Source organism: Streptomyces durmitorensis, assembly GCF_023498005.1.
GTDB lineage: Bacteria > Actinomycetota > Actinomycetes > Streptomycetales > Streptomycetaceae > Streptomyces > Streptomyces durmitorensis.
This window is the reverse complement of the sequence record NZ_CP097289.1, coordinates 1,059,548-1,086,124: the sequence shown is the minus strand read 5'-3', so window position 1 is coordinate 1,086,124 and position 26,577 is coordinate 1,059,548. Positions and strand designations below refer to the sequence as shown.

Annotated in this window: 26 protein-coding genes and 1 pseudogene; 14 read left to right on the top strand and 13 right to left on the bottom strand. The window is 72.6% G+C overall.

The window, feature by feature from the left end; all coding sequences use genetic code 11:
* Window position 1: 1 nt before the first annotated feature.
* Both cbiQ and M4V62_RS05170 read left to right on the top strand, forming a co-directional pair.
* On the top strand, window positions 2-751 hold the full coding sequence (gene cbiQ / locus M4V62_RS05175; protein ID WP_249586030.1) for a cobalt ECF transporter T component CbiQ: 750 nt from the start codon (window positions 2-4) through the stop codon (window positions 749-751).
* Window positions 748-1,635 carry an energy-coupling factor ABC transporter ATP-binding protein gene (locus tag M4V62_RS05170; RefSeq protein WP_249586029.1) on the top strand — a complete coding sequence of 296 codons (888 nt, stop codon included), beginning with the start codon at window positions 748-750 and terminating at the stop codon, window positions 1,633-1,635. Before cbiQ ends, M4V62_RS05170 begins: the two co-directional genes overlap by 4 nt.
* Here the strand turns inward: M4V62_RS05170 and M4V62_RS05165 are convergent.
* The 4 genes and pseudogenes from M4V62_RS05165 to M4V62_RS05150 all read right to left on the bottom strand — a co-directional run bounded on the left by M4V62_RS05165 (window position 1,624) and on the right by M4V62_RS05150 (window position 6,932).
* A pseudogene (locus M4V62_RS05165) lies at window positions 1,624-2,913 on the bottom strand (MDR family MFS transporter). The gene M4V62_RS05170 and the pseudogene M4V62_RS05165 sit on opposite strands and share 12 nt — an antisense overlap.
* Window positions 2,910-4,739, bottom strand: a complete 1,830-nt coding sequence (locus M4V62_RS05160) for an ABC transporter permease subunit (RefSeq protein WP_249586028.1) — start codon at window positions 4,737-4,739, stop codon at window positions 2,910-2,912. Before M4V62_RS05160 ends, M4V62_RS05165 begins: the two are co-directional and overlap by 4 nt.
* Window positions 4,740-4,746: 7 nt before the next feature.
* Window positions 4,747-6,246, bottom strand: a complete 1,500-nt coding sequence (locus M4V62_RS05155; RefSeq protein WP_249586027.1) for an ABC transporter substrate-binding protein — start codon at window positions 6,244-6,246, stop codon at window positions 4,747-4,749.
* A gap of 146 nt (window positions 6,247-6,392) precedes the next feature.
* Window positions 6,393-6,932 carry a GNAT family N-acetyltransferase gene (locus M4V62_RS05150; RefSeq protein WP_249586026.1) on the bottom strand — a complete coding sequence of 180 codons (540 nt, stop codon included), beginning with the start codon at window positions 6,930-6,932 and terminating at the stop codon, window positions 6,393-6,395.
* Window positions 6,933-7,041: 109 nt separating this feature from the next.
* Between M4V62_RS05150 and argG the strand changes: the two genes are divergently transcribed.
* Complete coding sequence (argG, locus tag M4V62_RS05145) at window positions 7,042-8,490, top strand: argininosuccinate synthase (protein ID WP_249586025.1); 1,449 nt, start codon at window positions 7,042-7,044, stop codon at window positions 8,488-8,490.
* 78 nt (window positions 8,491-8,568) lie between these two features.
* Here the strand turns inward: argG and M4V62_RS05140 are convergent, their stop codons facing one another.
* On the bottom strand, window positions 8,569-9,561 hold the full coding sequence (locus tag M4V62_RS05140; RefSeq protein ID WP_249586024.1) for a winged helix-turn-helix transcriptional regulator: 993 nt from the start codon (window positions 9,559-9,561) through the stop codon (window positions 8,569-8,571).
* A 324-nt stretch (window positions 9,562-9,885) separates the two neighbouring features.
* On the opposite strand from M4V62_RS05140, the gene M4V62_RS05135 reads away from it, so the two are divergent.
* The 3 genes from M4V62_RS05135 (at window position 9,886) to M4V62_RS05125 (ending at window position 13,439) form a co-directional block, all read left to right on the top strand.
* Window positions 9,886-10,926 (top strand): NAD(P)-dependent alcohol dehydrogenase, encoded by a 1,041-nt coding sequence (locus M4V62_RS05135; protein WP_249592693.1) that lies wholly within the window; start codon window positions 9,886-9,888, stop codon window positions 10,924-10,926.
* 270 nt (window positions 10,927-11,196) lie between these two features.
* Window positions 11,197-12,285 carry a ferredoxin reductase gene (locus M4V62_RS05130; protein ID WP_249586023.1) on the top strand — a complete coding sequence of 363 codons (1,089 nt, stop codon included), beginning with the start codon at window positions 11,197-11,199 and terminating at the stop codon, window positions 12,283-12,285.
* Between the two features lie 53 nt (window positions 12,286-12,338).
* Window positions 12,339-13,439: a fatty acid desaturase family protein gene (locus M4V62_RS05125; protein WP_425574968.1), complete on the top strand. Its 1,101-nt coding sequence runs from the start codon at window positions 12,339-12,341 to the stop codon at window positions 13,437-13,439.
* On the opposite strand, the gene M4V62_RS05120 is transcribed toward M4V62_RS05125, so the two are convergent.
* Entirely contained in the window at window positions 13,436-13,858 is a 423-nt protein-coding gene (locus tag M4V62_RS05120) for a hypothetical protein (protein WP_249586022.1), read from the bottom strand. The genes M4V62_RS05125 and M4V62_RS05120 overlap by 4 nt on opposite strands.
* Window positions 13,858-14,478: a hypothetical protein gene (locus tag M4V62_RS05115; RefSeq protein WP_249586021.1), complete on the bottom strand. Its 621-nt coding sequence runs from the start codon at window positions 14,476-14,478 to the stop codon at window positions 13,858-13,860. Before M4V62_RS05115 ends, M4V62_RS05120 begins: the two co-directional genes overlap by 1 nt.
* A gap of 419 nt (window positions 14,479-14,897) precedes the next feature.
* Here M4V62_RS05115 and M4V62_RS05110 point away from each other — a divergent pair, with 419 nt between their 5' ends.
* The gene (locus tag M4V62_RS05110; RefSeq protein WP_249586020.1) at window positions 14,898-15,266 is read left to right on the top strand and encodes a hypothetical protein; all 369 of its coding nucleotides are present in this window, start codon (window positions 14,898-14,900) and stop codon (window positions 15,264-15,266) included.
* Window positions 15,267-15,303: 37 nt separating this feature from the next.
* On the opposite strand, the gene M4V62_RS05105 is transcribed toward M4V62_RS05110, so the two are convergent.
* From M4V62_RS05105 to M4V62_RS05090, 4 genes are all read right to left on the bottom strand, one after another.
* Window positions 15,304-15,564, bottom strand: coding sequence for a hypothetical protein (locus M4V62_RS05105; protein WP_249586019.1), 261 nt, complete (start codon window positions 15,562-15,564; stop codon window positions 15,304-15,306).
* A 69-nt stretch (window positions 15,565-15,633) separates the two neighbouring features.
* Entirely contained in the window at window positions 15,634-15,936 is a 303-nt protein-coding gene (locus M4V62_RS05100) for a carboxypeptidase-like regulatory domain-containing protein (protein ID WP_249586018.1), read from the bottom strand.
* A 10-nt stretch (window positions 15,937-15,946) separates the two neighbouring features.
* On the bottom strand, window positions 15,947-16,879 hold the full coding sequence (locus M4V62_RS05095) for a trypsin-like serine peptidase (protein WP_249586017.1): 933 nt from the start codon (window positions 16,877-16,879) through the stop codon (window positions 15,947-15,949).
* A gap of 379 nt (window positions 16,880-17,258) precedes the next feature.
* The gene (locus M4V62_RS05090) at window positions 17,259-17,684 is read right to left on the bottom strand and encodes a VOC family protein (protein WP_249586016.1); all 426 of its coding nucleotides are present in this window, start codon (window positions 17,682-17,684) and stop codon (window positions 17,259-17,261) included.
* Window positions 17,685-17,996: 312 nt separating this feature from the next.
* Between M4V62_RS05090 and M4V62_RS05085 the strand changes: the two genes are divergently transcribed.
* The 5 genes from M4V62_RS05085 (at window position 17,997) to M4V62_RS05065 (ending at window position 23,153) form a co-directional block, all read left to right on the top strand.
* Window positions 17,997-18,386 carry a BlaI/MecI/CopY family transcriptional regulator gene (locus M4V62_RS05085; protein WP_249586015.1) on the top strand — a complete coding sequence of 130 codons (390 nt, stop codon included), beginning with the start codon at window positions 17,997-17,999 and terminating at the stop codon, window positions 18,384-18,386.
* Window positions 18,387-18,392: 6 nt separating this feature from the next.
* Window positions 18,393-19,325: a M56 family metallopeptidase gene (locus M4V62_RS05080; protein WP_249586014.1), complete on the top strand. Its 933-nt coding sequence runs from the start codon at window positions 18,393-18,395 to the stop codon at window positions 19,323-19,325.
* 184 nt (window positions 19,326-19,509) lie between these two features.
* The gene (locus M4V62_RS05075; protein WP_249586013.1) at window positions 19,510-20,847 is read left to right on the top strand and encodes a hemolysin family protein; all 1,338 of its coding nucleotides are present in this window, start codon (window positions 19,510-19,512) and stop codon (window positions 20,845-20,847) included.
* Window positions 20,844-21,869 carry a hemolysin family protein gene (locus M4V62_RS05070; RefSeq protein WP_249586012.1) on the top strand — a complete coding sequence of 342 codons (1,026 nt, stop codon included), beginning with the start codon at window positions 20,844-20,846 and terminating at the stop codon, window positions 21,867-21,869. The genes M4V62_RS05075 and M4V62_RS05070 overlap by 4 nt, the downstream gene beginning before the upstream one ends.
* A 228-nt stretch (window positions 21,870-22,097) precedes the next feature.
* Window positions 22,098-23,153: an acyltransferase family protein gene (locus M4V62_RS05065; RefSeq protein ID WP_249586011.1), complete on the top strand. Its 1,056-nt coding sequence runs from the start codon at window positions 22,098-22,100 to the stop codon at window positions 23,151-23,153.
* 3 nt (window positions 23,154-23,156) lie between these two features.
* On the opposite strand, the gene M4V62_RS05060 is transcribed toward M4V62_RS05065, so the two are convergent.
* The gene (locus M4V62_RS05060; protein WP_249586010.1) at window positions 23,157-24,149 is read right to left on the bottom strand and encodes a GlxA family transcriptional regulator; all 993 of its coding nucleotides are present in this window, start codon (window positions 24,147-24,149) and stop codon (window positions 23,157-23,159) included.
* 52 nt (window positions 24,150-24,201) lie between these two features.
* Between M4V62_RS05060 and M4V62_RS05055 the strand changes: the two genes are divergently transcribed.
* Together M4V62_RS05055 and M4V62_RS05050 are read left to right on the top strand one after the other, a co-directional pair.
* On the top strand, window positions 24,202-24,597 hold the full coding sequence (locus M4V62_RS05055; protein ID WP_249586009.1) for a cupin domain-containing protein: 396 nt from the start codon (window positions 24,202-24,204) through the stop codon (window positions 24,595-24,597).
* Between the two features lie 86 nt (window positions 24,598-24,683).
* A complete protein-coding gene (locus M4V62_RS05050) occupies window positions 24,684-24,926 on the top strand; it encodes a holin (protein ID WP_249586008.1) in 243 nt (80 codons plus the stop codon).
* On the opposite strand, the gene abc-f is transcribed toward M4V62_RS05050, so the two are convergent.
* Window positions 24,923-26,572: a ribosomal protection-like ABC-F family protein gene (gene abc-f / locus M4V62_RS05045; RefSeq protein WP_249586007.1), complete on the bottom strand. Its 1,650-nt coding sequence runs from the start codon at window positions 26,570-26,572 to the stop codon at window positions 24,923-24,925. The genes M4V62_RS05050 and abc-f overlap by 4 nt on opposite strands.
* Window positions 26,573-26,577: the final 5 nt, after the last annotated feature.

Below are 26,577 nucleotides of genomic sequence, written 5' to 3'. Positions count from 1 at the left end.
CGTGCTCCCCATCGACGCGGCGGCGCACAGCAGTCGCTGGCGCCGCCGCCATCCCGTGGACAAGGCCGTGCTCGGGCTCGGCCTCACCGTCCTTGCCGTCTCCCTGCCGCCCTGGCCGGGTGCCGCCCTGGTCCTGGTCGCCGCGCTCGTCGTGCTGCTCGGGCCCGCCGGTGTGCCGCCGCGCAAACTGTGGCGCGCCTACCGCGTGCCGCTCGGCTTCTGCGTCACCGGCGCCCTGACCCTGATCGTGCAACTCGGCGGGCCCGAAGGGTTCGTCACGCTGGCCGACGGCGGCCCCGCGCGGGCCGGCGGTCTGCTCCTGCGCACCTCGGCGGCCTCGCTCGGTGTCCTGCTCTTCGCCTTCACCACACCGATGTCGGATCTGCTGCCCCGCCTGGTGAAGGCGGGCGTACCGGCGCCGGTCGTGGACGTCGCCCTGGTCATGTACCGCATGAGCTTCCTGCTCCTGGACTCCATGAGCAGGATCCGGCAGGCGCAGGCCGCGCGCCTCGGCCACACCACCCGGGCCGCCACCTGGCGCTCCCTCGGCGGCCTCGGCGCCACCGCGTTCGTGCGGGCCTTCGACCGGGCGACGCGATTGCAGGCCGGGCTCGCCGGGCGTGGCTACGACGGAACCCTGCGGGTGCTCGTGCCCGACGCCAGGGTCTCCCGGGGCTTCGTGGCCGTCAGCGCGGTACTCCTCACGGGCCTGGTGGCCCTCACCCTCGTACTGGAAAGGCTTCTTCCATGAGCGAGCCGAGCGCTCCTCGCGAGCGAGAGGCGAGCGAGACCCTGGTCGCTCTGCGCGCCGCTTCCTACGCGTACGAAGAAGGGCCCACCGTGCTCAGCGGCCTGGACTTCGACGTCACCGAGGGGCGCGCGCTTGCGCTCCTCGGCCGCAACGGCAGCGGCAAGACCACCCTCATGCGGCTGCTGAGCGGCGGACTCCGCCCGGACCAGGGCGGATTGACGCTCGGGGGCACCCCCGTGACGTACGACCGCAAGGGTCTGACCCGGCTGCGCACCACCGTGCAGCTGGTCGTCCAGGACCCGGACGACCAGCTGTTCGCGGCCTCGGTCGAGCAGGACGTGTCCTTCGGGCCGCTGAACCTGGGTCTTTCCGACGCCGAGGTCCGGGCGCGGGTCGCCGAGGCGCTCGCCGCGCTCGACATCAGCGCCCTGGCGGACCGGCCGACGCATCTGCTCTCCTACGGCCAGCGGAAGCGGACGGCCATCGCCGGCGCCGTGGCGATGCGGCCGCGCGTACTGATCCTCGACGAGCCGACGGCGGGGCTCGACCCCGACGGCCAAGAGCGCCTCCTGGACACCCTGCAAGGCCTGCGGGACGCGGGGACGACCGTGGTCATGGCCACCCACGACGTCGATCTGGCCCTCCGCTGGGCCGACGACGCGGCGCTGCTCACACCCTCGGGGGTGCGTACGGGACCGGTCGCGCAGATGCTGGCCCACCGCGACCTCCTGGCGCAGGCGGGCCTTCGCCTGCCCTGGGGGATCGCCGTATCGGAGCTGCTGCGGACCAAGGGGCTGCTCGACGTCGCGGGCGAAGGGCCGCGCACCCCCGAGGAGTTGGCGGCCCTCACGGCCCCGGCGATGCCCGGTGCGTCAGCCGGCTGACGCACCGGGAGCAGGGGTGCGGCGGGGCAGCAGCGCCACGGCGAGGAGCGGGACCGCGGCGAGCGCGAGCCACGGCACCGAGGGCGGGAGCCCCGCGTCGAGCAGCGAGCCGGTCGCGGCGCTGCCCGCGAGGACGATCAGACCGGAGACCGAGGACAGGGCGCCGGTGTAGAGGCCCAGCCTGCCGTCGCGCGTCAGATCGGGGACCCAGGCGCGCGCGGCCGGGGCGACCAGCATCTGGCCGAGCGTGAGCAGGACGACGAAGGCGGCGGCGGGCAGCAGCCCGGCAGCGCCGGTCCAGGCGGCCGGGCGCGCGAGGGCCACGACGGCGAACCCGGCGGACACGAGCACGAGCCCGGCCGCCATGGAGCGCCGCTCGTCGAGCCGGCCCGCGGCCCAGTGCGTGACCGGAAGCTGCGTGGCCACCACGAGCAGCGAGGACAGGGCGAAGAGCCAGGCCAGCGGCGCCTGTGACCCGGCCGCGCGCTCCACCTCCTGCGGGAGGGCGAGATAGAGCTGGTTGTACGCCAGGAGATAGGCGCCGTAGGCACAGCACACCGCCAGGAAGCGGCGGTTGCGCAGCAGCTCGCCCATGCCTCCTCGTACGCGGATCCGCTCCCGCCCGGGGATCCGCTGGGGCAGCAGCCACAGGTGCCCGGCCAGGACAAGGACGAAGACCCCGGCCCCGGCCAGGCAGACGGCGCGGAAGTCGACGGAGAGCAGCAGCGCGCCGATGAGCGGACCGAGGAACGCGCCGGCCTGGCCCGCCACGGTGAGCAGGGCCAGGACGCGGGTGCGCGGGCCGTGGCCTTCCTCCTCCCAGAGCACCGCCTGCCGGGCGACCTCGGACTCCACGGCGGGGGAGAACAGGGCCGCGGCGAACCCGATCAGGAGTACGGCGCCGATGACCGCCCAGGTCTGCCGCGCGAAGCCGAGCCAGGCGAAACCGGCGATCCGCAGCACGCACCCGGTGAGCACGACCGGCCGTACGCCGTACCGGTCGGTCAGGGCGCCGCCCACGACGAAGAGCCCCTGCTGGCTGAACGTCCGAAGCCCGAGGACGAGCCCGACCAGTCAGCCCGCCATGCCGATCGCCGCGCCGAGGTGCTCGGCCAGGAAGGGCAGCACGGCGAAGAAGCCGACGTTGAAGGCGAGTTGGGTCAGGATCAGCAGGCGCAGGAGCGGGGACAGGTGCGGCCAGGTCCGTTCGCGGGGTGATTGCTTCCCGGGGCGGGTGCGCAGCCGTGCGGGCAGGGGCAGTTGACGTCGAACGCTCATCGGGAGCCCGTCCCTGCCGTGGTCAACTCCCGCTTCGGGGGCGGCGCTTCGTCCACGAGGGGCGGATCGTCGGACCGGCGTCCGCGCCGCAGCCACCGGGGAACCGGCACGCCGCCCGCCGACGTCACCGCGAGGGCCCCGAGGAGGGCGAGCGCCGCTGCCGGGGCGAGCAGTGCCCAGGGGGCGCGTTCGGCGTAGGGCTGGTTCTCGGCGAGGAGCAGGCCCCACTCGGGGGACGGGGGCTGGGCGCCGAGGCCGAGGAAGCCGAGGGCGGCCAGGGCGAGCGCGACGCCGGGAAGCCGCAGCAGCGCGTGGCGGGCGACGGGCGGCAGGACCGCGGGCAGCAGATGGTGCCGGAGCTGATGCAGGCGGCCCGCGCCCAGACTCCGGGTCGCCGTCAGGTGGAGGGTGGCGCGCTCCTGGAGGAGCAGGGCGGCGGTGTGGGCGGCCAGGGGGACCCAGGCGACGGCGGCCACCGCGATCGCGGGCGTGGCCGCACCGCTGCCCGCGACACCGGCGACGAGGAGGCCCGCGAGGGTCGGCGGGATGGCGTTGAGCGTGTCGAGGAGTGGACCGGAGAACCGGGGCAGGAGCCCGAGAAGCACACCGGTCACCAGGGCGAAGGCGCTGATGCCCAGGGCCAGGGAGAGTGTGTGCAGCGCGCCGTGCCCGACCCGGGCAAGGACGTCGCGGCCCAGGGCGTCCGTGCCGAACGGGTGCGCCCAGGACGGCGCTTGGAGCCGGGCCGCGGTGTCCAGGGCGAGGGGATCGCGGGCCAGGCTGAGCAGGATGACGCCCAGGAGCAGCCCGCCGTACAGGAGCGGCAGTCGGCTGGGCGCGGGCGGGGCCGGGCTGTGCAGGGTCGGCAGCGCGCCGTCGCGCAGGGCGGGACCGCTCGTGAGGCGAGCGGCGAGGCGGAAGAGGCCGCCCGCCACGGCGGCGAGCAGTACGAGCGCGAGCGCCCCGGCCTGGAGGACGGGCAGATCCTGCGCCACGGCGGCCTGGAGGGTGGAGCGGCCGAGCCCGGGAATGTCGAAGACCTGCTCCACGGCGACCGCGCCACCGGTCAGGCCCACGACGAACAGGCCGAGGTTCGGCAGCAGGCCGGGGACGCAGCGGCGCAGCGCGTGGCACGCGATGCGCCCGCTCGGGATGCCGCGGGCCGCGGCGGCCCGCGCCCACGGTTCGGCGAAGGCGCCGGGCAGCAGGTCGTCGAGGAGCCGCCCGAGCAGTGCGCCGGCGGGCAGGCCGAGCGAGACCGCGGGCAGCACCAGCCACTGCGGCCCGTACCAGCCGAGGGCGGGCAGCCAGCCCAGGTGCACGCCGATCACGGTGGCGAGCACCGAGGCGGTCAGGAACTCGGGCAGCGCGGCGAGGACCGCCGCGCCGCTGCCCGGGTTGCGGCGCCCGGTGAGACGGCGCCGCGAGCCGAGCCACAGCGTGCGGGCGCACACCGCGCCTGCCGTGACGACGGCCACCGCGAGCGCCACGGACATCAGGAGCAACGAGACGCCCAGGGACTGCACCACGGAGGGCAGTACGGCATCACCGGAGATCCACGACCGACCGGCATCCCCGTGCAGCAGCCCGCTGGTCCACTGCCCGAGCAGGTGCAACGGCCCCTGGTCCAGGCCGATGTCGGCACGGATCGCGTCCAGGACCTCGGGCGTGGGGGTGCGCTCCGCCGACCGCGCCTTGAGCACGGTGAGCGCCGGGTCGGTGTGCGAGAGCCAGGGCAGCAGGCCGATCACGCACAGCAGCGCGGCGGCCAGGGCCGCGCGCCAGAGCAGCGCCGCCGGCCGGCCGGCGGGGGCGAGGCTTGGCACGCCGCCCTCAGCGCCTCGTGCCGGCGGAGACCAGCGTCCGCTCGTACGGGTCGAGGATCTCGCCCCGCACCGAGCCGCCGACGCCTGTGATGATCCGCTGGTGGACCAGCGGGACGACGGCGTCGGTGCCGAGGATCGCGGCCTCGGCGGCCAGGGTCGCGTCCTGCCGCTTCGCGGTGTCGGCGGTGTTCTCGGCCTTCTGCACGGCCTTGTCGACCGACGGGTCGCACAGCAGCGAGAGGTTGTAGCTGCCGTCGCAGGTGTAGTCGCTCGCGAGGACCGAGACGGGGTCGCCGGTGTCGAGCATGGTGTTGCGGGCGCCGACGAACGCGTCGAACTTCCCGGCCAGCGCGTCGCCTTCGATGCGGGAGGACTCGCGGACCTCCAGCGTCACCTTGAACCCGGCCTTCTGCAGTTGCTGCTTGAGGACTTGGGCGACCTCGGGCAGTTCGGGCCGGTTGTCGTACGTGCCCAGGGTGATCGGCCTCCCGCCGGGTGCCTTCGCCTTCGCCTGTCCCTCGGGCTTGACGCGCTTGCCCTCGGCCCAGGTCAGGGCGGGGCCGAAGATGCCCTTGCCGGTGTCGGCGTGGCCTTCGTACACGTCCTTGGCGAGCGCGGACGTGTCGATCGCGGCACGGGCGGCGGCGCGCAGACCGGGGTCCTTGAAGACGCCCTTCTCGGTGTTGAGTTGGAGAGCCGTGGTGCGGGCCGTCGCGGTCTCGCGGCCGTGGCCCTTTTCGAGTGACGCGGCCTGGGAGACGGGGACCGCCTCGGCGACGTCCACGTCGCCGGTGCGCAGCGCGTTCGTGCGGGCGGTGCCGTCGGCGATGAACCTCGCGTCGACGCCGGACGCCTGGGCGCGACCGCCCCAGTAGTCGTCGAAGCGGTCGAGGACGGCCGCGGTGGCGCCGGTGCTCCCGGTCAGCTCGAAGGGCCCCGTGGCGGTGCCGACCGGACTGACCTTGTCGCCCTTCTCGTACGCCTTCGTGGAGAGCACGGCCAGGCCGGGGCTCGACAGGCGCAGCGGAAGCGCGGGGTCGGGGTCGGCGGTGGTGATCCGGACCCGGTCGTCGCCGACGGGCTCGGCGGTGAGGGCGGCCCCCGAGAGCGCGGCCGTGACGGGCTTGGCCTCGCCCGCGTGGGTGAGGGCCGACGAGACGGCGGCCGGTGTGACCCGGGTGCCGTCCTGGAAGGTGGCCTGGCGCAGGGTGAACAGCCAGCTGCGGTCGCCCTCCTGCTTCCACGACGCGGCGAGCGACGGGGCGGCGGCGCCGTTCGCGTCCAGCTTGGTCAGGCCCTCCGTGACGCCGAGACGGCTGAGGAGGGTGGCGTCGGCTCCGTACGGCGAGAAGTTCTCGGAGGGCGGGAAGGCGAGCGCGACCTTCAGTCGGGCGCCTTCCGCGGTGTCGCCGGAGCCGGACGCGTCGTTCTTGGCGGCGAAACAGCCGGCGAGCAGGGGAGCGACGAGCAGGCCGGCTATGAGGGGGCGGTGGCGGACGGAGCGCATGGTCCTCGTTCTCGGGTGGAGTGGGGCCGACTCGGGGTGGAGCGGGTCCGGTGGTGCAGCGGCAGCCACTGAGGTTACATGACAACCATTTCCATTAATGGGTCGGGGTCCTGGCGGGGCTGCGCGGCAGGGGAGGAGTGGGGGGGCTACGGCCGCATGGGCACTTCGAAGTGCATGACGCGCGACGCGCAGGAGTCCTCGCGCTCGTCGTGCACCACCTTGCCCAGCGAACGCCAGAAGCCCTCGGCGCCGGTCACCGCCGGGTCGGTGTGCAGGTAGACGGCCTCGTAGCCGCCGTCCGCCGCGGCGAAGTCGAGCAGCTCGCCGACCAGGCGCCGGGCGAGGCCGCGGCGCCGGTGCTCGGCACGTACATAGACGCGCCGCAGCTGCGCCGTCCCGCCCGAGGGGAATCGATCGGCGATCCAGCGCGGGTTCGGCGGATGTGCGGGGCCGCGGGAGTCGAGCGCCGCGGTGGCGGCGACCGCCCCGTCCCGCTCGTCCACCGCGACCAGCAGGGTGTGGCGGGCGGGCCTCAGATACGCACCGTCGAGGTCGATGATGTCGCCGTGCCAGCGCGGCACGTACCCCGTGCCGAAATCGTGGTAGACGGTGTCGAGCATGACGGCCCGCGCGGCGCCGAGGTCGTCGGTGGTGGCCGTCCTGATGCGGTATTCAAGCACTTGCACATCCTAGGCATTAGGCCGATACGGCCTGCGGCCAGGGCTTTGGCGCGCTGTCGATCGCGGCCGGGCGGCCAACGTTGCATGGTCATGCGAAGTGATGCATACTCTTCCTATGTCCAAGGTCCTCACCTCCCTCCCCGCCGGCGAGCGCGTCGGCATTGCCTTCTCCGGCGGTCTCGACACCTCGGTTGCCGTCGCCTGGATGCGCGACAAGGGCGCCGTCCCGTGCACGTACACCGCCGACATCGGCCAGTACGACGAGCCCGACATCGCCTCCGTGCCCGGCCGTGCCTCCGCGTACGGCGCCGAGATCACCCGGCTCGTCGACTGCCGTGAAGCGCTGGTCGAGGAAGGGCTCGCCGCGCTCGCGTGCGGTGCCTTCCATATCAGGTCGGGCGGGCGTGCGTACTTCAACACCACGCCGCTGGGCCGCGCCGTGACCGGCACGCTCCTGGTGCGGGCCATGCTCGAGGACGGGGTGCAGATCTGGGGCGACGGCTCCACGTTCAAGGGCAACGACATCGAGCGGTTCTACCGGTACGGGCTGCTCGCCAACCCGCACCTGCGGATCTACAAGCCCTGGCTGGACGCGGACTTCGTCACGGAGCTCGGCGGCCGCAAGGAGATGTCGGAGTGGCTGCTCGCGCACGAGCTGCCCTACCGGGACTCGACGGAGAAGGCGTACTCCACGGACGCCAACATCTGGGGCGCCACGCACGAGGCCAAGACCCTGGAGCACCTCGACACCGGGCTCGAGACGGTCGACCCGATCATGGGCGTGAAGTTCTGGGACCCGTCGGTGGAGATCGACACCGAGGACGTGACGATCGGCTTCGACCAGGGCCGTCCGGTCACCGTCAACGGCAAGGAGTTCGCCTCCGCGGTCGACCTCGTCATGGAGGTCAACGCGATCGGCGGCCGACACGGGCTCGGCATGTCCGACCAGATCGAGAACCGGATCATCGAGGCCAAGAGCCGCGGCATCTACGAGGCCCCCGGCATGGCGCTCCTGCACATCGCCTACGAGCGTCTGGTCAACGCGATCCACAACGAGGACGTCGTGGCCTCGTACCACAACGAGGGCCGGCGTCTCGGCCGGCTGATGTACGAGGGCCGCTGGCTCGACCCGCAGGCGCTGATGATCCGCGAGTCGCTGCAGCGCTGGGTCGGCGCTGCGATCACCGGAGAGGTGACGCTGCGGCTGCGGCGCGGCGAGGACTACTCGATCCTCGACACCACGGGCCCGGCGTTCAGCTACCACCCGGACAAGCTCTCGATGGAGCGGACCGAGGACTCGGCGTTCGGCCCGGTGGACCGGATCGGCCAGCTCACCATGCGCAACCTCGACATCGCCGACTCCCGCGCGCGGCTCGAGCAGTACGCGGCCCTCGGCCTGGTCGGCGGCGGCCACCCGACGCCGATCGGCGCCGCGCAGGCGGCTTCGACCGGCCTGATCGGCGCCATGGACGGCGGCGGCGCCGAGGCGATCGCCTCGCGCGGTACTGCCGCGGACGAGGAGACGATGCTGGACCGCGCGGCGATGGAGTCCGGCACGGACTGATCGCTCACCGGTCACGAGTACCTGACCACCAGCGGGCCCCCGCGGATTCCGATCCGCGGGGGCCCGCTGGCGTCCCGGTCAGTGAACGGATACCGGCCCGCCGGCGCGGACCACGCCGAAGGCGTCCGCCATCCGCAGTGCCGCCTCCAGGTCGCCGTTGACGCTGATGACGTCCGCGCTGACCGCGTCTTCGAGCGGCAGGGAGCCCACGCCCAGCTGGAGAAAGGTGCCCAGGTCGGTGACGAGTGTCGTGACCGCGTCCGCCGCGGGGCCGAGGCCCATCTCGACGGTGCCGTCGTCGACGCGGGCATGGAAGACGAGCCCGCCGATCACGAACTCGTAGGTCTCGCGTACGCCGAGCGCGTGCTCGGGGCGGAAGGTGGCCCCGACGGCTCCGACGATGCCGTGGCGGCCGCCGGTGGCCTCGGGGTGCGCGCCGACGATGGCGATCGCCCGTGCGGCGGCCGGGAGTTCGCCCTCCAGCTCGGCGAGGCCGCGTGCGGCGGCGTCCTGGATGTCCACGAGCCGCGCGCCGACGGCCATGAAGGTCCCGAGGTCGGTCGTGATGACGCAGGCGGGGTCCGTGGCGGAGCCGTTCCGGATGTCGAGCGCCCCGTCGTCCACGCGGAGGTGGAAGGCGTCGCCATCCACCCGGAACTCGTACGTCTCCCGCACACCGATGGCCTCTTCGGGTCGGAAGCTGGCGCGCAGACAGCCGAGCACCCAGCTGAGCCGGAAGGTGTCGCCGGGCCGCGACGAGGCGGGAAGGCGCATGCCCCAGCGGGTGAGCTCGTCGATCACCGGGCGCATGGAGGCGCCGAGTTCGGTCAGTTCGTAGACCGCGGACGGCGCAGGGGGCGGCAGCTTGGCCTGGCTGAGGATGCCCGCGTCGCGCAGTTCGCGCAGCCGCTCGGCGAGGACGTTGGGGCCGATGCCGGGCAGTCCCGCGACGAGGTCGGTGTAGCGCCGGGGGCCGAGCAGCAGCTCGCGCACGATCAGCAGGGACCATCGGCCGCCGACGACGTCCAGGGCCCGTGCCGCCGGACAGGACTGGTCATAGCTGCGTGTCATGCGGGTGGGTTCGCCTTCTCACTTGATAGCAGGCACTTAGGTTTTTGATAGTACCCCTCAACTCGGGTGCTTCGGGGGCCTGTTGAGACGTTCGGAGCCATGTCCCGCACGCGCTCCAGATGTCTCAATGGGTCACATGTCTCATTGGGACATTACGAGGAGTACAGTCGGAGACATGAGCACCTACCACCCGATCGACGGCGGCTAGGCACCGCGCCGCCGCGGGGATAGATGTCCAAGGGGGACACCAGCGCACAGCACGAAGAACGAGAAGAGGCATCCCGGATGTCAGCGCAAGAACGCCCCGCATCGCCCGTCGAGATGATGAAGGCCGTCCAGTACCGCAGCGTCGGCGCGGCCCCCGAGGTGGTCACCGTCCCGCGCCCGGAGCCGGCCCCCGGCCAGGTGCTCCTCAAGGTCACCGCCGCGGGCGTCTGCCACTCCGACATCGCGGTGATGAGCTGGTCCGCACAGGAGCTGACCTTCCCGCTGCCGCTCACCCTCGGCCATGAGGGCGCGGGAACCGTCGCCGCCCTTGGCGAGGGCGTCACCGGCTTCGAGGTCGGCGACTCCGTGGCCGTCTACGGCCCCTGGGGCTGCGGCGCCTGCGCGATGTGCGCGCAGGGCAAGGAGAACTACTGCACGCGCGCCGCCGACCTCGGCATCCGGCCGCCCGGACTCGGGGCGCCCGGCGCCATCGCCGAGTACATGATCGTGGACGACGCGCGCCACCTGGTCCCGCTGGACGGCCTCGACCCGGTGACCGCGGTGCCGCTCACCGACGCGGGCCTGACCCCGTACCACGCCATCAAGACCTCCCTGCCCAAGCTGACCCCCGGCAGCACCGCCGTGGTCATCGGCACCGGCGGTCTGGGGCATGTCGCCATCCAGCTCCTTCGCGCGCTGACCCCGGCACGGGTGATCGCCCTGGACGTCACCGACGGGAAGCTGCGCCTTGCCCACCAGGTCGGCGCCCACGAGACCGTCCTTTCGGACGAACACGCGGCGGCGAAGGTCCGCGAGCTGACCGGCGGCCTCGGCGCCCAGGCGGTGTTCGACTTCGTCGGCGCGCAGCCCACCGTTGCCACGGCGACCGCCTGTGCCGCGGTGGAGGCGGACGTCACCATCGTCGGCATCGGCGGCGGGACCGCGTCCGTCGGGTTCGGCTCGACCCCTTACGACGCCGCGGTCCGCGCCCCTTACTGGGGCAGCAGGGCCGAGCTGATCGAGGTCCTCGACCTGGCGCGCTCCGGCGCGATCGACGTCCACGTGGAGACGTACGCACTGGACGACGCCCCCAAGGCGTACGAGCACCTGCACGACGGCCGGATCAACGGCAGGGCGGTCATCCTCCCCAACGGCTGATCCCCGGCGCGCCGCGCGAGGGTGTCGGGAAGTGTCGGGAATGGGCGTCATCATCCGGCCATTCCCGGCAGGTTCGCCAGGACTTGTCCTCGCAGACCACCGCGCCGCGGGGAGATCCGCGCGCGAGGCACCGCAGATCACGTGTGGCGGGATGCGGCCTCCTGGTCGTGCGCCCGTTCGCACCGGCGTGGTTACGTGGCCTCAGCCGGGCCCGGGACGACTCGACGTACGCGACACCCTTCGTGCCGCGTGACGAGAGGAATCCGTGCCATGCCTGCGTTACCGGCCCTCATGGGCAGGCTGCTGACCACCGCCTCCTGGCTGACCAGCCCGCTCGCCCCGGACGACTACCTCGGACTGATCGATCCCCTGCTCGACGCGCGGCTCCCCGCGGGCCGGGTGACAGCGGTGAGACCGCAGACCCCGGACGCCACCACGCTCACCCTCAGGCCCGGCCGGGGCTGGGCCGGACACCGCGCGGGGCAGTACCTGGCCGTCGGCGTCGAGATCGACGGCGTACGGCACTGGCGCACCTACTCCCTCACGTCCGTGCCGGACCGGGCGGACGGGCTCCTGACGATCACCGTCAAGGCCGCGCCCGGCGGCAGGGTGTCCCCGCGCCTGGCCCACCGGACGCCGCCGGGCACGGTGCTCCGCATCGGCCCGGCGCAAGGGGAGTTCGTGCTCCCGGACCGGCTTCGGGACCGCATCCTGTTCGTGACCGCGGGCAGCGGCATCACCCCGGCCATGGGCATGATCCGCACCCTCGTGCGCGGTCGGACCCCGCCCCCCGATGTCCTCCTGCTGCACAGTGCGCCCGGCGCCGATGACAGCATCTTCAGCGACGAACTGCACGCGGCCGAGCGGCGGTTGACCTGGCTGTCCTACGGCGAACACCACACCCGGCCGCACGGCAGGCTCACCCCGGACGCCCTGGTCCGGCTCTGCCCCGACTGGCGCGAGCGCGAGACCTGGGCCTGCGGCCCGGCCGGACTGCTCGACGCGATGGAGGACCACTGGAGCGGGGCGGGCCTGCGCGAACGGCTCCACGTGGAGCGCTTCCGGCTCGCCCCGGTGGCGCCGCCGGACCCCTGCGCCGCCCCCGGCGGCCGGGCGCTGTTCACCCGTACCGGGACCGAGACCGCCGCGGACGCGTCGACCCCGCTCCTGGCCGTCGGCGAGTCGGCGGGGGTGCCGATGCCGTACGGATGCCGGCGGGGCATCTGCTTCGGCTGCCTCGTTCCCCTGACGTACGGGCGCGTGCGCGATCTGCGCACCGGTGAAATCCACGACGGGACCGGCCAGTTGATCCAGACGTGCGTCTCGGCCGCGGCCGGACCGGTTTCCCTCGACGCCTAGCCACACGCCTAGCCACACGCCTAGCCACACGCCTAGCCACACAAGGAGTCCCCGTGACCGCGAACCCTCTCGCCGCCACCGATACGGAACCCGGCAAGGAACCCCGCAAGGAACTGGGCGAAGAACTGGGCGAGGAACTCGACCGGATCCGCTCCGAGATCATCGCCGCGCGCGGCGCCGACGACGCCCGCTACATCCGCACCGTGATCGCCACCCAGCGCGGCCTGGAGGCGGGCGGCCGGGCGGCCCTCGCCGTCTCCCTGTTCCCGCCCGCCTGGGCGGCGGGCACCGCCATGCTCTCCGTCGCCAAGATCCTGGAGAACATGGAGCTCGGCCACAACATCCTGCACGGCCAGTGGGACTGGATGGGTGATCCCGCGATCCACTCGTCCACCTGGGAGTGGGACTTCCTGACGCCAGCCGAGGCCTGGAAGCACACCCACAACCATCTGCACCACACCTGGACCAACGTCGTCGACCGCGACCGGGACCTCGGATATGTCGTCTTCCGGATGAGCGCCGACCAGCCCTGGTATCCGCGCCATCTCGCCCAGCCGCTCTACAACTTCGTGCTCGCGCCCCTCTTCGAGTGGGGCATCGCGCTGTACGACCTGGAGCCCGAGACGGTCGCATCGGGCTCCAGGTCATGGCGTTCGTTCGTGACGGACCTGACCGGGTTGCTCACCAAGGCCACCCGCCAGATCGCCAAGGACTACGTGCTCTTCCCGCTGCTCGCGGGGCCGTCGGCGCTGCCCTGCCTGATGGGGAACCTCACGGCCAACACCGCGCGCAATCTGTGGTCGCACACCATCATCTTCTGCGGTCATTTCCCCGGTGACGTCCAGACGTTCACGGAGGAACACGTCGAGGGCGAGACGCGTGGTCAGTGGTATCTGCGGCAGATCCAGGGCTCAGCCAACATCGACGGCGGCGGGCTCTTCCACGTCCTCAGCGGCAACCTCGGCCACCAGATCGAGCACCACGCCTTCCCCGACCTGCCCAGCAACCGCTATGCCGAGATCGCACCTCGCGTGCGGGAACTGTGCGAGAAGTACGACATCCCGTACGTCACCGGGCCGTTGTGGCGGCAGTACGGCTCGGCGTGGGGACGCATCCTGCGCTTCGCCGTCCCCACGCCGCGTCGGCCCGCCTAGATGCGCAGCAGCCGTTCCATGGATTCCCGGTACTCCCGCAGCGCGAGGCGCAGTTCCTCCGTCTGCGTCTCCGTGTGCGCCTCGGTGTCCTGGCGGCCCTGCCAGCTCGCGCGCAGGGTGCGCCGTCGCTCCGTGAGGGTCTCGGTCAGGTGCCTGACGGCGTCGTCGAAGAGGCTGTCGGCCTCTTCCACCGCCTGGCGCGGGCTCTCGACGAAGGTGCTGAGGGCCTGTTGGAGCCGCAGACCGAGCTTGTCCCGTTCGTCCTGCGGGATCAGTACGGAGTCGGTGGCGTGGAGGGGGGCGGGGGCAGGAGCGGGGGGTGGTACAGAAGCCTGAGGCGGTACAGAAGCCTGAGGCGGTACAGGGGCGGCGCTGCCGGTGGCCGGCTCGCGCGGTGTGAAGTGCTGGGCGTCCGTCATCACGTGCCACTTCCCTTCGCATGGCGCCGGGGCAGTGCCCACGGCGTGTTGCCGCGCTCGGCGGAGGCCGGCCGGCCGTTCCGGGTCGAGTCGGCCGCGTGCTCGGCGACCAGGGCGTCGAAGAGGCGCCGGGCCTCGACCATGGCCTCCCGCATTTCCTCGGTGCCGCTCTGTCCACGGGTGGCCGTGTGCACCCTGCGGTAGCCGTGGACGGAGTGGGCGTGGTGGACGGAGAGCGCGGCGACCTGCTCGTCGAAGTGCTCGCCGTCGGGGAAGCCCCGGTCCCTGGCCAGGCGGGCAAGGAGCGCGTCGGCCTCGGTCACGGCCTGCTGCGGTGATTCGACGAACTGCTCCTGGACACCGGCCCACTGGGCCACGTAGCGCTCGCGCGCCCCGGGCGGCAGGGGCTCGGCCCGCACGGAGCCGTGGAGCCGTACGCGCTCGCGGAGTTCCTGTTCGGCTGCCCGTACGTCCCCGTCGTGACGGGCGACGGTGTGGTCGTACTCGGGCCCGAAGCGGTGCTTCAGGCCGCGTCCGCCGCCCCGGGCTCGCCGCAGTCCGACGAACAGGACGGCGGCTGCCGCGATGACGACCACGGCGATGATGACGGCGGTGATCATGGCTGCCTCCCTTGATCTCGTGGTCCGTTCGGCGCTGGGACCTGCCGATGGGCACCCACGCGACGTGGGCACCGGCCGGGGCGTCTGTGATCAGCGGTCGAACGGCTGGCTGTGGATGCGCATGGCGGCCGGGTACCCCCATGTCCGGCAATCAGTCGACCCGGTTCGAGCCACCGGTCCGGTCCGGCCGCAGCGAGCACCAGATCCGGTCGGGCAGGACGGCCCCTGTCCCACAGAACTAAAACAGGTATCTAGAAATTCGCTCCATGTCGCAGGTCGTGCGGCACGGCCGACACGCCTGCTCCGCGTCGGTCGCCCGATCCGCCGCGTCGGATGACATGCTGAAACGATCAGTGAAGTGGAGGGCGTAGTACGGCGAGTGCCGGTGACATCTGGACCACGCGAAGGACGAGTGCGAAGTGCTGACCGTGCTGGTGCTGGCCGCCGATCACCGGGCCAGGGACCTGATCCCGCAGATCGAGTCCGTCCCCGGCGTGTACGTCATCTCCCAGACGGACGACAGCTTCCTCGCCCTGGCACGGGCCCGCGCCCTGCTGCCCGACGTCCTGGTCATCGACCTCAGCGCCCGCTTCGCGGGCGACGCCGCCACGGTCATCGACCAGGCGCGCCAACTCCAGCCGCCCAGCCACATCCTGGTCCACTCGGGCGACTTCGTGGTGGGGACCGTCTCGCCCGCCGGCGCGGTCGGAACCGCACCGGCGGGCGCACCGCCGGGCCTCGCGCACGAGCTGGCACGCCTCGCCGGCGACGTGGCCCCGCCACAGTGACAGGACCGGTGACGCGGCCGCGCGGGACCCGGCGCCGCTAGAGGTCCGCGACCCGCACCGAGAGCCCGTAGTCCAGCTCGGACCCGTCGACCAGGAGTGCCTCGACGGTGCGGGTCCCGGGGTCGATGTCGGCCTCCATTCCGTCACCCGCGTACCGGGGAAACCCGGAGGACCCGGTCTCGCCCGTGGCCACCACGACGGCCGAGCGCAGGGCGCCGCGGGCGTCGGTCGTACTCGCGCCGTCCCCCGAGAACGAGGGAACCAGCAGGATCTCGAAACGCTGCGGGACAGTGTTCATGCACGTGACGCTAGACAGGAGTCGCGTCCCACGCACGTCCACCGCTGCCGGTCGGCGCCGCACACCGTGCTAGCCGAGCGTCAGCTCGACCCGCAGCCGCCCCTGGGGGGCGGCCTGGGCCGACGGTTCGACGCGGACGGTGGCCTCGGCCGTGCCGGACGGGCCCATGAGGGGGTCCGCCCGGCAGATGAGCGTGTACTCGCCCGCTGTCGGGGCGACGAGGGAGAAGCGCCCCTCGGCGTCCGTCACGGCAGCGATGTCCGGCAGGGGCTGCGGCCCCTCGGTGAACAGGACGTGGGCGCCCGTCACCGGGGTGCCCGAGGTGTCGCGGACGACGCCGGTGATCTCCACTGCGGACCTGCTGCCGTTCATAGGGGTTGGCTCACGCTTTCCATGCCACGTAGTTGTTGAAGACGGGTGTGGTGAACCGGGTTCCCGAGTTCACCCGGGCTCCGCCGTAGGCGTGTATGCCGAAGCCGTAGCGACCGGTGCTGTCGATGCGGTAGACGGAGCTGCCGCTCTGTCCGCCCGCGGTGTCGATGTCGTAGTACACCTTGCGCGGGGCGACCGAGTCGATCCCGCGCGCCGCGTACCACTGCGTCCCGGACGGCTTGTCGCCCGGATAGCCGGAGATGTTGCCGGTGGTCTTGAGCAGGTCCGAGTCCGACCAGACGCCGAAGCCGAACCAGCCCGTGGTGGAGCCGATGTTGGAGGGCGTGATGATGGCGCCGTAGTCGAAGTTCTCGTCGCCGTTGGTCGTCCAGCCGGTCACCGAGCGGAAGCTCGTGCAGGTGATGCTGCCGTAGGGCAGCGAGGCGCCGTTGCGTCCCGGCATGACCTGGATGCTCTTGACCCAGCCGTCCCTGCCCGCCACACCGCTGCCCTTGATGTAGACGCAGTGGCCCGCGGTGGCCAGGGTGTGCGGTCCGAGGAGCCAGCCGGTGCCCTGGTAGAGGGCGTTGTCGCGGGCGGTGATCAGCAGGTAGCAGTGGACGCGCCACGGATACACGCTGGTGTTGGTGATCTGGATGCGGTCATCGGGACCGTGCACGGTCTCCGGGGCCAGGGGCGGGGGGCCGTACGATGCCTCCCCGATGTCGGGAAGCGTGGCGGTCGGGGCCGTCCAGGCCTCCGGCGCGAAGTGCTCCGGGCGGCGGTAGCCCTCGACGTGCTCAAGGCCCTCACCCGTCGAGTGCTGGGCCTGGCCCTCCATCCCCTCGGAGGGCGGCTGCAGAACCGCCTCCTGCTCGGCGGCCAGGGTTATGGCTCCGTCGTCCGGCTCGTTCGTCACTGCGGTGTGTGGATCTTGCGCCATTCTGGATCACCCGGCTTCTCTCAGAGCTGATGTGATGCCTTGCAGGACGCCGCGGCCGCAACGTTTCTGGGTCGAGTCCCCTTCTTACTGCCGTCGGACAAGTGCCGCAATGAGCCTTTTGCGCCGTCCGTCGCGCGGGCGCACGTTCTGGGGCTCCGGGTGCCGCGTGCGTCAACTGCCCGGCTCCCGGGGCCCATACGGCGCGCGGGGCGTCAGCTCGCCCCGCCGCCTCAGGGCGAACGGCTCCGGGCCGGGTCCCCGCAGCCACGGCCGGGCACCCGGGCCCCGCCCGCAGCGCGAACGGGCGGGGCGTGATGCCTCAATCACGTCTCGAACACGTGGGCAGCCCCCAGGGAGGGGGCCGTTCCGCCCGAAGTCGCTAGGGGCGGGCGTAGGGCCGGGTCATGATCTCCATGTTGTGGCCGTCCGGGTCGTCGAAGTACGCGCCCCGGCCGCCGAACAGGCGGTTGATCTGGCCGGGTTCGGTATGGCTGGGGTCGGCGTAGTACGTGACCCCGACCGTCTCCAGGCGGGTGATCATGGCGTCGAACTGCTCGTCGGGCACGAGGAACGCGTAGTGCTGCGACTGGATCGGCTCGTCGCTCAGCTCGTAGTAGTCGAGCGTCACGCCGTTGCCGAGATCGACGGGCAGGAACGGCCCGAACGGGGCGCCGACCCGCAGGCCCAGGATCACGGCGAGGAACTCGGCCGACAGCTGCCGGTCCTTGGCGTAGACGGCGGTGTGGTTCAACTGGGCGGTGGTGACGGGCAGAGAGGGGTCGTGCGGGTGCTGGGCTTGTGGCATGTGTGGTGTCTCTTCCGGGTCTTGGGTTCCACTGAAGGCGCGCCGCACGGGGCGCGGGGAGGAAAGACGGAAGAGGGGACGGCGGGGCTCTGGCCCGCCTCGCGCTCACGCCGAGGCCGGGCGCCTCACTCGTACGTGGCCCATGGCCGACCCGGCAGTCACCCGAGTGACCTTAATGCGCGCCACGAGGCGGGGCAATGCCGTTTCGGCCGCGCCCCCGCCGGCACAGCACCGCGCCTGGCCTGCGGCACACCATCGGCGGGCGCGCGTTAGCCTCGTCCAAGGCGACCAGGCAGTGGAAGGGAGACGGGCGTGGCGGAGCAGCGGCGGCGTTCCCGGCGGCGGGGGCAGGGTGAGCTGGAGGCGCAGGTCCTTGTCGCCCTGCGCGAGGCGGAAGGTCCCGCGACGGCGGGCTGGGTGCAGGAGCGGCTCGGCGGTGACCTCGCGTACACGACCGTCGTGACGATCCTGACCCGGCTCCTGGACAAGGGTGCGGTGACCCGCGAGCGCGCGGGCCGCTCCTTCGCGTGGACACCGTCGTCCGACGAGGCGGGACTCGCGGCGCGCAAGATGCGCAAGGTGCTCGACGGCGAGCGCGACCGCGAGGCGGTCCTCGCCAGCTTCCTCACCGCCCTTCCGCCGGGCGACGAGCGGCTGCTGCGTGAGCTTCTGGGCCAGGCCGAGGCGGAGAAGGACGTCTGAACCGCCATGGGGATGTTCGTCCTTCTGCCGCTGGTGCTTCCGCTGACGGCCTGGCCGGTCGCCCGGCTCGCCGAGCAGCGTCTGCATCCGCGGACCGCCACCCGACTGCTCACGACGGTCGCCGTGGTCATGGCGCTCGCCAGCACCCTGTGCCTGGGCCTCCTGATGGTCGTCGGCACGGCCCAGCTGCCCGGCAACCCCCTGCCGGACGGCTGGTCGGACCCTGAGGTGCGCGCCGCCGTCCCGTACGACGAGGTGGCCGGACGCCTGGCCATTCCCGGTCTGCTCGCCGTGGCCGTGGCCTGCGGCAGGACACTGTGGCGCCACCGCCAGGTGCGCCGCCGCGCCCACCGCGCGCTGGCAGGCCTGCCCGGCACCGCCGTCGCCGTCCTGCCCGACTCCGTGCCCTACGCCTACGCGCTGCCCGGCGGCGCCCGCGACCGGGTCGTGGTCACCACCGCCCTGCTCGACTGCCTCGAACCCGGCGAACGCCGCGCCCTGTTCGCCCATGAGCGCGCCCACCTCGCGACCCGGCACCACCGCTACCTCCTCGCCGTGCAGCTGGCCGCGCGCGCCAATCCGTTCCTGCGCCCGCTGCGTACCGCTGTGGCCTACACCACCGAGCGCTGGGCGGACGAGGACGCGGCCCACGCCGTCGGCGACCGCAGGACCGTCGCCCGCGCGATCGGCAAGGCCGCCCTGCACTCCCGGGGCGCCCCGGCCCCTACCCTCGCCGGACTCGCGGCACCCGGGCCCGTGCCGCGCCGGGTCGCCGCCCTCCTGGGCCCGGCTCCCGCGGCGCGCAGCTGGCCGTCCCTGTTCACCGCGGTGGGGCTCGCGGCGTGGGCGGCCGCCGCGGGGGCTGCGGTCTCCGCCATGTCGTCGGCGAACTCCGCCGTGACGATGGTCATGATCCTGCACGCGGCCACCCCGCTCTAGGCGCTCCGGTTTGCCGTTCCTTTACAGTGGCTGTAGAAGCACCACCGCTTCCACGCCACCGCCCTCGTACGACACTTCGTACGAGTACGAGAAGGAGCCACGGACCCGCAATGGGTGAGCCTCCCAGTACGAACCGTGCCATTTCCCGCCCGCTGTCCGAGCGCGAGGGAACGGGGGTGGCACGGTGACCGAGATCCTGCTTCTGCTGCTCGCCCTGCTCCTCACGCTCGCCTGCGCGCTGTTCGTCGCGGCCGAGTTCTCCCTGACCACTGTCGAGCGCGGTGACCTGGAGCGCGCCGTCGAGGCGGGGGAGCGGGGTGCCGAAGGCGCCCTGAAGGCCGTCCGGCGCCTCACCTTCCAGCTGTCCGGCGCCCAGCTCGGCATCACCGTCACGTCACTGGTGATCGGCATGCTCGCCGAACCGTCCCTCGCGGCGCTCCTGAGCGGCCCGCTGGAGGCGGCCGGACTCGGTGGCGCCGCCCCGGCCACGGCCACCCTGCTCGGCGTGGCCCTGTCCACCGTGATCCTCATGGTCGTCGGCGAGCTGGTGCCGAAGAACTGGGCGATCTCCCGGCCGCTGGCCGTCGCCAAGGTGGTGGCGGCGCCCCAGCGTGGCTTCACCGCCGCCTTCGGGCCGTTCATCCGGCATCTGAACAACACCGCGAACCACGTCGTACGCCGCTTCGGCCTGGAACCCGCCGAGGAGCTGGCCTCGGCGCGCACCCCCGAGGAACTGGTCGCCCTGGCCCGGCGCTCGGCCGCCGAGGGCGCCCTGGAGGCGGACTCCGCCGAACTGTTCGTCCGCACCCTGCACTTGAGCGAACTGACCGCTCAGAACGTGATGACCCCGCGCGTCGACGTACGCGCCCTCGAAGCGCACGCCACGGCCGCCGACGCCGCGAACCTGACGCACGCCACGGGCCTGTCCCGCTTCCCGGTCTTCCGCGACAGCCTGGACGAGGTCATCGGCACCGTGCACATCCGCGACGTGCTCGCCCTCGCCCCCGGGGAGCGGCAGCTCACCCCGGTCACCGACCTGGCCACCGAGCCCCTGCTCGTGCCCGACAGCCTGCCCGCCGACCGGCTCCTGGTGCGGATGCGCGAGACACGCACGATGGCCGTGGTCATCGACGAGTACGGCGGCACGGCCGGTGTGGCGACGGTGGAGGACATCGTCGAGGAGGTCGTCGGCGAGGTCCGCGACGAGCACGACCCCGTCGAGGTCCCCGACCTGCTGCCCGCGCAGGCGGCCCCGGACGGCCGCACCGCCTGGGAGGCCGACGGCGGCGTCCGCATCGACCAGCTCGCCGCGATAGGGCTCACCGCGCCCGAAGGACCGTACGAGACCGTGGCGGGACTGATCGCCACCCGGCTGACCCGCATCCCCGCCAAGGGCGACGCCGTCGAGCTCGACGGCTGGCAGCTGGCCGTCCTGACCGTCGAGCACCACCGCGCCGACCGGATCCGCATCACCGAACCGGCACTCCAGGTGCCCCGCCAGGCCGTGGAGGAAGTGCGATGACCACGCTCCAGCTCGCCATCGGCGCCCTGACCCTGCTCACCAACGCCTTCTTCGTCGGCGCCGAGTTCGCCCTGATCTCCGTACGCCGCAGCCAGATCGAACCCCGCGCCCAGGCGGGCGACAAGCGCGCCCGCATCACCCTGTGGGGCCTGCAGCACATCTCCGCGATGATGGCCACCGCCCAACTCGGCATCACCGTCTCCTCGCTGGTGCTCGGCGCGGTCGCGGAACCCGCCATCGCGCACCTCCTGGAGCCCGCCTTCGAGGCGGTCCGCATCCCGCACGCGCTCGTGCACCCGATCGCCTTCGTCATCGCCCTGACGGTGGCGACGTATCTGCACATGCTGATCGGCGAGATGATCCCCAAGAACATCGCGCTCGCCGCGCCCGCCAGGACCGCCCTGCTGCTCGGCCCGCCGCTCGTGGCCCTCACCCGCGCCCTCAAGCCGGTCGTCTTCGGCATCAACGCCTTCGCCAACACCCTCCTGAAGCTGCTGAAGGTCGAACCGAAGGACGAGGTCGAGTCCGTCTACACGGACGACCAGCTCGCCCGCATGGTCGTCGACTCCAGCGCGGCAGGGCTCCTTTCGGCGGCCGACGGCGAGCGGCTGCGCGACGCCCTTGAGCTCGGCACCCGGCCGGTCGGCGAGATCCTCGTGCCGACGGCCGAAATGCGCACCGTCGAGCACTCGATCACCCCGGCTCGCCTGGAGCGGGTGGCAGCCGACGCGGGCTTCTCCCGCTTCCCGGTGACCGGACCCGACGGCACCCTGCTCGGCTACCTCCACATCAAGGACACCCTGGGCATCGCCGAGCGGGACCGGCCCTTCCCGCGCGGCGTCCTGCACGTGGTCACGCGGGTGCACATCGACACCCCGCTCGACGACACCCTCACCGCGCTGCGGGCCGCGGGCAGCCACCTGGCCGCGGTCACCGGCGAGAGCGGCACGGTGCTCGGCTTCGTCACCATGGAGGACGTCCTGTCCGAGCTGGTCGGTCCTTCACCGGCGGCACTCAGCTGATTCTCAGGTGGCGCGACTGTACGCGCGGGGGCTTCGATGGCTAAGGTGCCCGTGATGTTCTACACAGGTGTAGCACCCGCATTGAACGTAAGACGCGAGACCGCGGGCCCGGGTTCCCCCGGGAGGTCCCGTGAGTGAGCCTGTCCGCTCGATGAACCAGACCGGGGCACTGCGCGCGCCGCTGCCCGCCGCGCGCAGTGCCCTCCGGCGGCGCCCTCGGTGCCCACCGTGGCGCCGAAGCCGCCGGTCAAGCGCCGCGACTCGTTCTTCGACAACGCCAAGTACCTGGCGATCGTGCTGGTCGCGATGGGTCACGCGTGGGAGCCGCTGCGCGGCGACAGCCGGGCGGCGGCCGCGCTCTACATCACCGTCTACACCTTCCACATGCCGGCGTTCATCGTCATCTCCGGCTACTTCTCGCGGAGTTTCGACGCGAGCCCGGGTCGCCTCAAGCGCCTGGTGACGGGCATCGCGGTGCCGTACGTGATCTTCGAGGTCGCGTACACCTTCTTCAAGCGCTGGGCGGGCGACGACCCGACGTACCCGATCAGTCTGCTCGACCCCTGGTACCTCACCTGGTTCCTGGTCGCGCTCTTCGTCTGGCGGCTCACCACCCCGCTGTGGAAGGTCGTGCGCCGGCCGCTGCCGATAGCGCTCGCCATCGCGGTGCTCGCCTCCGTCTCGCCGGACATCGGCGACGACCTGGACCTGCAACGGGTGCTGCAGTTCCTGCCGTTCTTCGTCCTCGGCCTGTGCCTGAAGCCCGAGCACTTCCAGATCGTGCGCCGCCGGGAGGCACGCATCCTGGCGCTGCCCGTCTTCGCCGCGGCCCTGCTGTTCGCGTACTGGGCGGCGCCGCGCATGAACGCCGCCTGGTTCTACCGCAGGGACAGCGCACAGGAGTTGGCGGCGCCCGGCTGGTCCGGGGCCGTGATGACGCTCGGGATGTTCGGCTGCTCGGCGGTCCTCGTCGCGTGCTTCTTCGCCTGGGTCCCCGGCCGCAGGCTCTGGTTCACCGCGCTCGGCGCGGGCACGCTCTACGGCTACCTGCTGCACGGCTTCATCGCCAAGGGCTCGCGCTTCTGGGACTGGTACGAACTCGACTGGCTGCACACACCGCTCGGCGAGATCACGGTCACCCTCGGCGCCGCGACCCTCATCACCGTGCTCTGTACGCCACCGGTACAGCGCCTCTTCCGGTTCGCGATGGAACCCGACATGGAGTGGGCGTTCAAGAAGGACGCGCAGGCCGTGGCCCGCGGGCGGGGCGCGCACCGGCGCTGAGGTTCAGCCCGGCGCGGGCCCGAACCGGCGCCGGTACGCCGAGGGAGTCAGCCCTGTCTCGCGCCGCATCAGGGCGCGCAGATTGGCGGTGGTGCCGAGCCCGCTGTGCCGGGCGACCGTGGTGAGGGGTGCCACGCCCCGCTCGATCAACCGGCAGGCCAGCGCCAGGCGTTCGCCGGTGAGCCAGGCCAGGGGAGTGGTGCCCAGCTGCGCCTGGAAGCGGCGGTGCAGGGTCGCGGGGCTGAGCGCGGCCCGCGCCGCGAGGTCCGGCACGGACAGGGGCGAGTCGAGCCGTTCCTGCGCCCAGGCGAGGACCGGCGCCAGGGACTCGTCGGGCACATCGGGCACGGGCCGCTCCACGAACTGCCGCTGGCCGCCGTCCCGATGGGCGGCGAAGACGAGACGGCGGCTCACCGCGTTGGCGACCTCGGCGCCGTGGTCGCGGCGGACCAGATGCAGCCCGAGGTCGAGTGCGGCGGCGCTGCCCGCGGCGGTGAGGATGTCGCCGTCGTCGACGAAGAGCACGTCCGGTTCGAGCCGTACGCCGGGGAAGCGGGCCCGGAAGTCGTCCGCCCACTGCCAGTGCGCGGTGGCCCGGCGCCCGTCGAGGACCCCGGCCTCGGCGAGCGTGAACGCCCCGCTGCAGAACCCGACGAGCCGGGCCCCTCGGGCGTGCGCCCGGCGGACGGCGTCCAGGACGGCCGGGCGGCGGGGGACCTCGATGTCGGGCCGGTTGGGCACGATCAGCGTGTCCGCGGAGTCGGCCGCGTCAAGGCCCGCGACGCCGGTGAGCGTGAAGAGCCCGTCCCGCATCAGCGTGCGCGGCTCGGGCGAGCACAGCGCGAACTCGTACAGCTCACGCCCGAGTTCGGGCCTGCGAAGCCCGAACACCTCGGTGGCGCAGCCGAGCTCGAAGGGATTGGAGTTCGCGTCGACGATGACGACGACGCGGTGCGGAGCCCGCCCTCCGGCAGCTTGAGAGGATCCTTGCGACATGAGCTGTTCCTACCACTCACGGAGCGGGCGGCGAACGCCGGACGCTTGACCCATGAGCAACGAACCCATCGCCCTCAGCAAGGCACTGGCCTCCTTCGACGCCCTGTGGAGCCCGCGCATCGTGACCCGCGTCAACGACTACGACGTACGCGTGGCCAAGGTCGAGGGCGACCACCTGTGGCACGTCCACGACGACACGGACGAGTTCTTCCTGGTCCTGGACGGCGAACTGCACATCGCCCTGCGCGAACCGACCGGCGAACGCACGGTCACCCTCCCCAAGGGTGCGGTCTTCACGGTCCCGCGCGGCACGGAACACAAGCCGTCCTCCCCGACCGGCGCCAGGATCCTCCTCTTCGAGCCGACCGGCACTCCGACCGTCGGCGACCGCCACGACGAGGTCCCGGCCCACGTCGACGCGACGACGGGGCACGGGCTCGATCTCTGAGCGCGACCCGCCGACCTCCTGGGCAGCGGCACGCGACAGCGGTATGCCAGGTGTTGACCCGTCAACCACGAGAGGTGGGGTCAGACATGTGGACCGCTGGATTCTGGAAGGCCACCGCGGAGCGCGCGCTCCGCACCTTCGCGCAGTCGCTCGCCGCCGTCCTGGTCGCCGGGGCGACGACCCTCCTGGACGTCGGCTGGAAGGCGGCGCTCGCCACCGCGGGGATGGCGACGCTGCTCGCCGTCCTCACGGCGGTCGGCGCCGCGAACGTCGGGGCGCGCGGGCCCGGCATCACGGAGACGCCCACGGCCCGCCCCGACGCGACCTAGGGCCGCTCGATCGGATCAGTCCGGACCAACCGGCCCGCCTCCACCGAGACCCGGTCGCCCCGGAACCGCTCCCGCAGCCTCCGGTCGTGCGACACCACCACCAGCGTGCCCCGGTATCCCGCGAGCGCCTCGTCGAGCTCCTCCACCAGGGCGGGGGAGAGGTGGTTCGTCGGTTCGTCGAGCAGGAGGAGGTCGGCCGGGCGCGTCACCAGGCGGGCCAGCGCCAGGCGTCGGCGCTGTCCCACGGAGAGCCCCTTCACCGGCACCTCCAAATCCTCCTCGCGGAAGAGGCCGAGGGACAGGAGTGCCTGCGCGTGCTCCTCGGGCAGGCCAGGGAGGCCCGCCGCGAAGGCGTCGAGGAGCGGCCTCGTCGTGTCCTCGTCGGTGATGTACTCGATCTCCTGCGGCAAATAGCCGATGCGGGAAGGGAGTTGGGCATCCCCCTGGTCCGGGGGCAGTGCTCCGGCCAGCACACCGAGCAGCGTCGACTTGCCCGCGCCGTTCGCCCCCGTCACCAGCGTGCGCGAACCCGGGGCGAGCAGCAGGTGGTCGACGGTCAGGCGTTCGCCCACCGTGATGCCGGTCAGTTCGACCGGGCGTACGAAGGGGTGGTCACCGCCCTCGATGCCCTCACCGGCCGTGAAGTGCAGCGGGTCGGGCGGGCGCGGCACCGGATCCGCGTGCAGCCTGCGCAGCCGCTCGCGCGCGTTGCGCACGAGACCGGAGAGCTGGCCCTCCACCGACCGCTGGTGGCCCGCGAAGCGAGGGCTGTCGCTCATCCGCCAGCCCGTCGCGAGGCGGTCGGATCCCCCCTTCGCGAGCCGCTCCTGGCGCGCGACCTCCTCGCTCCACTCCCGGTAGCGCTCCTCCCAGCGACGGCGGGCCGTGGCGCGCTGCTCCAGATAGCCGTGCCAGCCGCCGCCGAAACGGGCCACGGATCTGCGGTCGCCGTCGACCTCGACGATCACGTCGGCGACCCGGTCGAGGAAGACCCGGTCGTGGGTGACGGCGACGACCGTGCCCCGGTGGGCGCGCAGCCGCTCCTCCAGCCAGCCGAGCGCCTGGTCGTCCAGGTGGTTCGTCGGCTCATCCAGCAGGAGCAGTTCCGGTTGCGGGGCCAGGACGCAGGCGAGTGCCAGGCGTGCGGCCTCGCCGCCGGAGAGCGAACCCAGCGTGCGGGAGCGCTCCAGATGAGGGACGCCGAGACCGTGCAGCGCCGCGTCGAGGCGCGCGTCGGCGCGGTAGCCGTCACGTGCCTCGAAGGCGGCGATGAGGTCTCCGTACGCGGCAAGTCCGGCCGGGCCCGCCGCGCCGAGCGCGGCCTCCGCCTCCCTGATCCGCCGCTCCAGGTCCCGCAGTTCGGCGAGCGCGTCGTCCACCGCGTCCTGCACGGTGGAGTGCGGCGGAAGGAGCAGGGTCTGCGCGAGGTATCCGGTGCCGCCGTCCGAGACGACGGCCACCTCGCCGTCGGAGGGCGCGAACTCGCCCGCCATCAGGCGCAGGAGGGTCGACTTCCCCGAGCCGTTCTCACCGATGACACACGCCTTCTCGCCGGGCCGCACCGACAGGGAGACCCGTTCGAGCACGGGGCGCCGCGGATATCCGTACGACACGTCGCGCAGGACGAGTTGACTCACGGCGCGCATCCCCC